Raw genomic sequence first — 7,003 nt, 5'->3', positions numbered from 1 at the left:
TACGAGAGGACCGTGTTGGACAGACCTCCGGTTTACCAGTTGTGCCGCCAGGTGCACCGCTGGGTATCTGAGTCTGGATTGGATAAGCGCTGAAAGCATCTAAGTGCGAAGCCAGCCGCAAGATGAGAACTCCTCATAAGGGTCGTCATAGACGATGACGTTGATAGGGTGTAGGTGTAAAGACGGTGACGTCAAAGCCGAGCACTACTAATTGCCCGAAACTTTCTTCGGGTCTCCCGCCTCCCATGAGTGGAGTGCGGGGATCAGTGACTCAGACTTTGAGCTGTGTAATCTTCTTGATAGAAGTAGAAAAGTTCTATAATGTTTTGCTTGTGGAAATACGTCACCTTATACGGCTGACAGGTCAGTAGAGAAGTACACTCTTGTCTACTTGTAGACTTAAGACTCAAAAACTTAAGACACGTCAACCGAACGAAACATTAGGTGGTTATTGCGTCGGGGTTCCACCTCTTCCCATTCCGAACAGAGAAGTTAAGCCCGTCTGCGCCGATGGTACTGCAATGCAATGCGGGAGAGTAGGTCGCCGCCTTCTTTAATATGAGAGAGCTTTGAAGAGAAGTCTTCGAAGCTCTCTTTTTTTGTTCCTTTTTTGTTGCTCCACTCTCAACCCTATAACTCTTAACCCTAATCGCCCCACTCCTCTCCGAACAATTGCTCACCGTCCGCAGGAAAGTAATGCTGATGGAGAGTAATTACCGAGATACGTAGGATGCGCATCAAGGGTGTTTAACACCCTTACCCAAGAGTGTTTAACACCCTTACCCAAGAGTGTTTAACACCTTTACCCAAGAGTGTTTAACACCCTTACTCAAGAGTATTTAACACCCTTACCCAAGAGTGTTTAACACCTTCATACGTGAGTGTTCAACACCTTTATCCTAGTAGTAGGACTTATGGGGTACGGGTGTACGACCCGTGGGGCACGGAAGTATAACCCGTGCCCCACGAAAGTACATTTCGTCGATGTTAACAACTCGTGCCTTACTTTAATAATCTTACGCCAATAAGACTTTATGAAAGCACCAAGAAGAAGCACTTCCAAGACAGGCTGAAAATTGTTCGCGAACAATTTGGGAAGAGTTCGCGAACAATTCAAGAAGAGTTCGCGAACAATTTTTTGAGTGTCTTGTGTTATTTGTTTAATTGCCCTTACCTATATAATATGCGAGACCAATATTCCATATACCTTGCAGACCATAGCCTAGCTCTGAAGTGAAGCGGAGACGGTGGCTTCCAAGCTCTATGCCAACAGGCGATAATTGGTAGGCAAGTCTCATTTTATTCTCTTTGATATTAGGAAAGTTGCTACTTTTTGATCTTAGTTGATAGTAGCTTACCCCCATTCCGACCTTTGAATATAGTGTAAAGTTCCTATTTCCGATCCATTTGTAATGCACTTCCGGCATAACAGTCCATGCTTTACTCGATAACTTCAGTTCATCATTAGGAAATATAGAGTAGAAGAGTCCTTCAAAAATAAGTCTGAAAGGGTTGTGCTTCTCTTCTTCAGTCCATGGTCGATGTGCTCCTTTTGCAGCTGCCTCAGTATAGCTAATATCTGCTCCTACCGCCCATCTTTTATTCAGATGATAGATATATTCCATGTTAAGAGAGCTGTTGATATTCTGAAACGAAGAGAATAATGAAGCATCATCCTCAAGTTGAAACTGTTTAACGTAATTGTTTCTAACACTCTTCAAATGTGGCTCGTTCCCTAGTCCGAAGCTCCATATTAATTCGTGTTTGGGTTGTTGGGCGTTCAACGAGAGCGCAATACCAGTTAATAGTAGTGCTAAGAATCTTCTTTTCATATTGTGATATAGATTTTAATTATATTACTGCAAAGGTAATAAAATTACTGCTCATCGTTATTTATTGTTCCGTCTTTTGTTTGATGTGTAGGTGTGGAGAATCGTAATAGAGGCTCTTCTCCATTGAAGAAGAGCCTTTCCTTGCCCTCAAAGAGGCGTCTTCTATGATTGAAGAAGCGCCCTTCTGTATTAGTAATAACAATAACAGGGAAGAAAAGCGTACCTATTATGTATGATTTTCTATCGTTTTCCTATGGTATATATATGCTTTTTAAGAAAAAAACGTTACTTTTGCTAGTCGCATAATAATCAATATGATATACTTCATTAAACGATCCGTTGTATGGCTAAGACGTGCACAGTACTCTCGAGGGTTCGGTGTGCAATCGCCTTGGGCCTACAAGTTTATTCGTTACGTGGTGAATGAGCACTATCCATATTATAAGTATGCTCAACTGAAACAGCAGGTCTATGGAATTAATAAGCGTGTTCGTAAGCTCTGCAGACTCTATTTCCGAATCGCTAATTTCCTGCAACCTCACAGCTTTATAGACTATCTTCCATTCTCTTCCTGCTATAAAATTTATACCTTAGCAGGTGCTAAGAAGACCCTCTATCAGCTTATTTCGCAAGATACAACACCTGAATCCTATACCCGAATACTTGCAGAAGTTGGTGATAATAGTATTGTTCGTGTCAGTTTAAGAGGTAACTATCGTGAGTTTATCGATAAAGCTATAGACTTTCTCCCATCGACTTCTGTCTTGATTCTAGAGCATATCAAGCGCAATAAAGAGACGGAGGCTTACTGGAAAAGTTTAGTTGCCGATGATCGTACAGGTATCACCTTTGATTTATACTATTGCGGTTTAATCTTTCTAGACAAGACCATGATTAAGCAAGATTATATTGTTAATTTTTAAACATGAAGCTATATACAAAAACAGGTGATAACGGGATGACCTCCTTATGTGGGGGAAAACGAGTTTCAAAGGACGATATTCGGGTGGAAGCCTATGGAACTGTTGACGAGTTGAATGCCCATATTGGTGTATTGAAGTCCCTACTTCTACAATCTCAAATAAGCGATAATCTCAAAGAAGGACATACGTCCCAGAATATGAATTTATCCATCGGATCTTTCCTGGAAGAACTGCAGAACGAACTCTTTGTGGTAGGTGGAGCGTTGGCAAAAGAATCATCCATAACTTCAAAACTCCCTTCTGTATCAGCCTTAGTCGTGCAATTGGAACATCAGATAGATGGGCTAACCGCTGCTATTCCCGCCCAACACAATTTCATATATCCAGGTGGTAACCTCATGTCAGCCCAATGTCACGTTTGTAGGACGGTATGTCGGCGAGCAGAGCGACGTATTATCACGCTATCAAAAGTAGCCCAAATTCCAGAAGAGATATTCCCTTTTATAAACAGATTATCAGATTATTTCTTCATCTTGTCACGTTATTTAAACATTAAGAGTGATAATAGTGAAAAAACGTGGGAAAATGCTTGTAGATAAGAAATAATATATTACTTTTGCACGAACTAAGAACATGTAAAGAAATAAGAATATGTATTGGACATTGGAATTGGCCTCTAAATTGGAAGATGCTCCATGGCCAGCAACTAAAGAGGAGTTAATCGACTATGCTATACGATCGGGTGCACCTCTTGAAGTTCTAGAGAACTTGCAAGAGATAGAAGATGAAGGAGATGTTTACGATAGCATAGAAGATATTTGGCCAGATTATCCTTCTAAGGATGATTTCTTATGGAATGAAGACGAATATTAAGGTGTTGAAACAGAAATAGGTTACTCATGTGTAAGATGTGAGTAACCTTTTTTGTTATCCAAGAGTATGCTGATATAATAAATAAAAATTGCTCTTAATAGCAATAAACTACTATACCCTCCGTTATAAAAGCGTGTTTAAACGCTTATTTCTTATAATCATTCTGACAGTTTTGGTAGTAACTTCTACCAATGCACAGTTCGATCCGTCCTATAGTCACTATTGGGCTATGGAACCGTCGTTCAACCCTGCAACCGTTGGAAAAGATAATAAATTAAATGTTATTGGAGCCTACGCTTTAGACTTTGCAGGCTATGAGCATAATCCAAATACTTTCTATGTGGGGGGTGATATGCCTGTTTTTTTCATGAAACAATACCATGGTGTGGGCGTGTCAATATTGAATGATAAGATAGGAGCTTTCACTCATCAGCGTATCGCGGGACAATATGCTTTCCGTAAGACATTATGGGGAGGCATGCTGTCTGCAGGTGTACAAGTAGGTGTTCTGTTCGATAAATTCGATGGAAGTAAGCTTGATCCAGCTGAAGCAAGCGACCCTGCTTTGCTTACAACCGAAGCTAATGAAAACAGTCTAGATTTAGGTATAGGACTTTATTATACCCATAAGAACTGGTACGCAGGAGTATCTGTTCAGCATTTGAATGCCCCCTTGTTAGAACTAGGAGATAAGAATCAATTACAAATAGATCGTACCTATTATTTGACAGGAGGATACAATATAAAATTGAGGAATCCGTTTCTTAATATACCTGTGTCTGTTTTAGGGCGGTATGATGGTACAGTCTATCGTGCAGACATCACAACCCGTTTGGTCTATACCAATGATAAGAAAGTTCTGTACGGAGGTGTCTCTTATAGTCCAACAAATTCTGTTACCGCCTATGTTGGTGGCTCTTTCCATGGAATCAATGTTGGTTATAGCTATGAGATGTACACTGGTTCTGCTGCTTTTGGCAATGGTAGCCATGAGTTGTTTGTAAGTTATCAAACAGACATAAACCTTCAGAAGAAAGGACGAAACAAACATAAAAGCGTAAGATTTCTATAAGAACGAGATATGAAAATGAAGAAAAGAATATTAACCATTTGTCTTGGTACACTCTTGCTAGGCTCTCTCACTGGTTGTTTCTCTGGTAAGACAGCTTCTTCATCAGGTCGCGGTGGTGAAGTAACTGGTGTTGGCAAAGGTGGTAGTTTTCGTGAACCAACACCTTATGGTATGACCCTCGTGAAGCGTGGATGGCTACACATGGGTTTAGACAAGCAGGATTCTCTTTGGGGAAAGAAGTCTCCTGTGAAGGATATCTCAGTAGATGGTTTCTGGATGGATGAGACCGAGGTAACCAATTCCGAGTATAAGCAATTTGTGGAGTGGGTGCGTGATTCCATTCTTCGTACACGTTTAGCCGATCCTGCCTATGGTGGTGATGAGACCTATATGATCACTGAAGACAAGAATGGTGACCCTGTTAAGCCTCATATCAATTGGAACAAACGATTGCCACGAAAGTTCAATGAAGATGAGCAAAGAGCTTATGAAAGCTTGTTCGTAACCAATCCTGTTACAGGTGAGAAGAGTCTTGATGCAAAACAGATGAATTATCGCTATGAGATTTATGACTATACAACAGCGGCTTTGCGTCGTAATCGTTTGAATCCACAGGAGCGTAATTTGAATACAGATATTAAGGTTGATCCTAGTGAAGTAGTGATGATTTCTAAGGATACAGCCTATGTTGATGATGAAGGAAACATTCACCAAGAAACAATCAACCGCCCATTAACAGGTCCTTGGGACTTCTTGAATACTTATATCGTTAATATCTATCCAGATACAACTTGCTGGGTAAATGACTTTCGAAACTCTGATAATGAAATATACTTACGTAATTATTTCAGCAACCCAACCTATAATAACTATCCAGTAGTGGGAGTTACATGGGAACAAGCCAATGCTTTCTGTGCTTGGCGAACGGAATATCTATTGAAAGGATTAGGTCGTGAGGCTCGTTATGTACAGCGTTATCGACTGCCGACAGAGGCTGAATGGGAGTATGCTGCACGTGGAAAGAATCAAGACGAGTTCCCTTGGGACAACCAGAATGTCAAGAATGGAAATGGTTGTTTCTATGCTAATTTCAAGCCAGATCGTGGTAATTACACGAAGGATGGAAATCTAATTACAAGTAAGGTGGGTATTTATGGTGCCAATTCCAATGGTCTTTACGATATGGCAGGTAATGTCGCTGAATGGACAAGTACCGTTTATACTGAAGCAGGTGTGGATGCGATGAATGACTTAAACCCACAGTTAGACTATAAAGCTGCCAAAGAAGACCCTTATAGACTCAAGAAGAAGAGTGTGAGAGGTGGCAGTTGGAAGGATCCTGAGAGTTACATTCGCAGTGCATGGCGTACTTGGGAATACCAGAATCAACCGCGTAGTTACATTGGATTCCGTTGTGTTCGTAGTCTCGCAAGTTCGTCTAGCGAAGCAGCAAAAGAGAATAAGAAAAGCAGTAAGAAAAGGAAAAGATAATGACACAGTATAGTAAATTCAACTTCATTTACCATCTACAAAAGTGGATGGATAGTGTCCCTGGACAAACATTCCTTAATTATGGATATAGTTGGGGAGCGTCAATTGTAATCCTTGGTGCCTTATTTAAGCTCACTCACTTACCAGGTGCTAACATCATGTTATACCTTGGTATGGGTACTGAGGTTATAGTGTTTTTCCTCTCTGCATTCGATCGTCCTTTTGATAAAACGGATGATGGTCGTGAGTTACCGACACATGTTACAGATGAATACTTAGCAGGGGAAGAGGGGACCAAGTCTACTTCTTCAGCTGTACAACCGCAATATTCTGCGGTTTCATCGGTAGATGTTGAGCGTGTACAGCAGATTATGCCATCTGCTGATGATATAGCGGCTGCTGTTGTTGGACAGCAGAGTAAGGCTATTGCAGATGCTCAACAACAAACGCCAGAGATGGTAGAGGCTCAAACAAATTACGTCTCTGCTTTGCAGGATCTTACGGAGATGTTAGGTAAGGTGAACGATCAGAGTCAGCGTCTTACACGTGATAGCGAGGAGATGGAGAACCTCAATCGTACTCTTACAGGTATTGCAAAGGTTTATGAAATGCAACTCAAGGGAGCTAGTCAGCAGATTGGTACTATTGATCAAATTAATGAACAAACCCGTAAGATGGCTCACCAGATAGAGCAACTTAATAGTATTTATGCTCGAATGATTGAGGCAATGACTGTTAATATGCGTGTTGCTGCACCAGGGGCAACTACTCCGCAGACAACTTCAGAAGGCTTATAAATTAACAGATTATGG

The 7,003-nt window shown here is 41.0% G+C and carries 7 protein-coding genes and 2 rRNA genes; 8 read left to right on the top strand and 1 reads right to left on the bottom strand.

Translation table 11 applies throughout. From position 1 onward, the window contains the following. Positions 1 to 232: ribosomal RNA gene (locus D464_RS0110800) — 23S ribosomal RNA — on the top strand; the annotation flags it as partial. Between the two features lie 208 nt (positions 233 to 440). Continuing rightward, positions 441 to 553, top strand: a 5S ribosomal RNA gene (gene rrf, locus D464_RS0110795). 607 nt (positions 554 to 1,160) lie between these two features. On the opposite strand, the gene D464_RS0110790 is transcribed toward rrf, so the two are convergent. Then, a complete protein-coding gene (locus D464_RS0110790) occupies positions 1,161 to 1,832 on the bottom strand; it encodes a membrane protein (protein WP_018911388.1) in 672 nt (223 codons plus the stop codon). A gap of 314 nt (positions 1,833 to 2,146) precedes the next feature. Here D464_RS0110790 and D464_RS0110785 point away from each other — a divergent pair, with 314 nt between their 5' ends. From D464_RS0110785 to porL, 6 genes are all read left to right on the top strand, one after another. Continuing rightward, positions 2,147 to 2,755 (top strand): hypothetical protein, encoded by a 609-nt coding sequence (locus tag D464_RS0110785; RefSeq protein ID WP_018911387.1) that lies wholly within the window; start codon positions 2,147 to 2,149, stop codon positions 2,753 to 2,755. A gap of 2 nt (positions 2,756 to 2,757) precedes the next feature. Further along, positions 2,758 to 3,354: a cob(I)yrinic acid a,c-diamide adenosyltransferase gene (locus D464_RS0110780; RefSeq protein ID WP_018911386.1), complete on the top strand. Its 597-nt coding sequence runs from the start codon at positions 2,758 to 2,760 to the stop codon at positions 3,352 to 3,354. Positions 3,355 to 3,406: 52 nt separating this feature from the next. Next, complete coding sequence (locus D464_RS0110775; RefSeq protein WP_004383951.1) at positions 3,407 to 3,628, top strand: DUF2795 domain-containing protein; 222 nt, start codon at positions 3,407 to 3,409, stop codon at positions 3,626 to 3,628. 133 nt (positions 3,629 to 3,761) lie between these two features. Next, positions 3,762 to 4,700 (top strand): PorP/SprF family type IX secretion system membrane protein, encoded by a 939-nt coding sequence (locus tag D464_RS0110770; RefSeq protein ID WP_026284689.1) that lies wholly within the window; start codon positions 3,762 to 3,764, stop codon positions 4,698 to 4,700. A 9-nt stretch (positions 4,701 to 4,709) separates the two neighbouring features. After that, the gene (gene porK, locus D464_RS0110765; RefSeq protein ID WP_018911384.1) at positions 4,710 to 6,191 is read left to right on the top strand and encodes a T9SS ring complex lipoprotein PorK/GldK; all 1,482 of its coding nucleotides are present in this window, start codon (positions 4,710 to 4,712) and stop codon (positions 6,189 to 6,191) included. Further along, a complete protein-coding gene (gene porL / locus D464_RS0110760) occupies positions 6,191 to 6,988 on the top strand; it encodes a type IX secretion system motor protein PorL/GldL (protein WP_018911383.1) in 798 nt (265 codons plus the stop codon). Before porK ends, porL begins: the two co-directional genes overlap by 1 nt. Positions 6,989 to 7,003 lie beyond the last annotated feature (15 nt).

Source organism: Prevotella veroralis DSM 19559 = JCM 6290 (assembly GCF_000377625.1).
Lineage (GTDB): Bacteria > Bacteroidota > Bacteroidia > Bacteroidales > Bacteroidaceae > Prevotella > Prevotella veroralis.
The sequence above is the reverse complement of the archived record's forward strand: the minus strand, read 5'-3'. Positions and strand labels throughout refer to the sequence as shown.